This is a genomic window from Spiroplasma endosymbiont of Lariophagus distinguendus, assembly GCF_023846195.1.
Taxonomy (GTDB): Bacteria; Bacillota_I; Bacilli_A; order Mycoplasmatales; family VBWQ01; genus Spiroplasma_E.
This window is the reverse complement of the sequence record NZ_JALMUW010000134.1, coordinates 1-954: the sequence shown is the minus strand read 5'-3', so window position 1 is coordinate 954 and position 954 is coordinate 1. Positions and strand designations below refer to the sequence as shown.

Annotated in this window: 2 protein-coding genes; both read left to right on the top strand. The window is 20.3% G+C overall.

The genetic code is table 4. The features are described from left to right. The coding region (locus tag M0D11_RS06105) for a hypothetical protein (protein WP_252321036.1) at positions 1 to 692 on the top strand (692 nt) is incomplete at its 5' end. Positions 693 to 746: 54 nt separating this feature from the next. Further along, positions 747 to 954 (top strand): hypothetical protein (locus M0D11_RS06100; RefSeq protein WP_252321034.1); only part of this gene is annotated, 208 nt, incomplete at its 3' end.

Below are 954 nucleotides of genomic sequence, written 5' to 3'. Positions count from 1 at the left end.
TTCCAGATTTAAAAATAGAATTATCTTATAAAGATATACCATTAGTTTCCATAACTAACAATTCTATTATTGATAATACTGATGAATGATTTAGTAATAATAGTCCATTTTCAAAAAATATAGATATTGATATTAAATCAAAACTAGACCCAACTTTATTAATTAATACTTTTAATGATTTAAAAAGATTTTATAAATCAGTAACTATTTATTTTAATTATAATATAAATTCTGTAAGTGATACACATGGTGGTGGTTATGATACTAAAGAAAGTTTTAATCCAGCAAAAGAATTAACAAGTTCAACTGAAATTAATTTAAATGATTTAATATTTTCAAAGTCAATACCTAATATTGATAAAAAGAAACATTTTGAAAAAGGTAAAATTGGTAATCATTCTTCTGGATATGCTTATGCTTATTATCAAGGTAATAAATCACAATATAATTTAGTAACTTATGAATTCACAGTAATTGCTGGTATTGAATCAAAATTTAATAATAATAATCCAATTGGATTTGATATATTAAGTAATTCAAATGATAATTTGAATTGAAAAATTAATATTTTTGTTACACCTTGTAAAGGTCATGTAGAAACTATTATAGATTTTGGTGAAAATTCTTATGCTAAAATTTATACAAATCAACAATTAGCAGGTATTAGTAAAATAATTTTAAATGCAAGATAAAAATAGTATATAATTATAATTATTTAAATTATTATGATATGGAGAAGATTAAATATGATTGAACTATGATTAGCAGATGTAATAATACTTTCAGTAATGTTTGGAATAGTATTATTATTATTAATTGCATGTAAAGGTCATGATTTATGTCATAGAAATAAATATGTTGGTTTAATTTTTTTGTTTATTTCTTTAAATGTTTTTGGTTTAATTTGAGGTATAAATATACTATCAAAATCTAATCAAAATAATATTTCCCCAT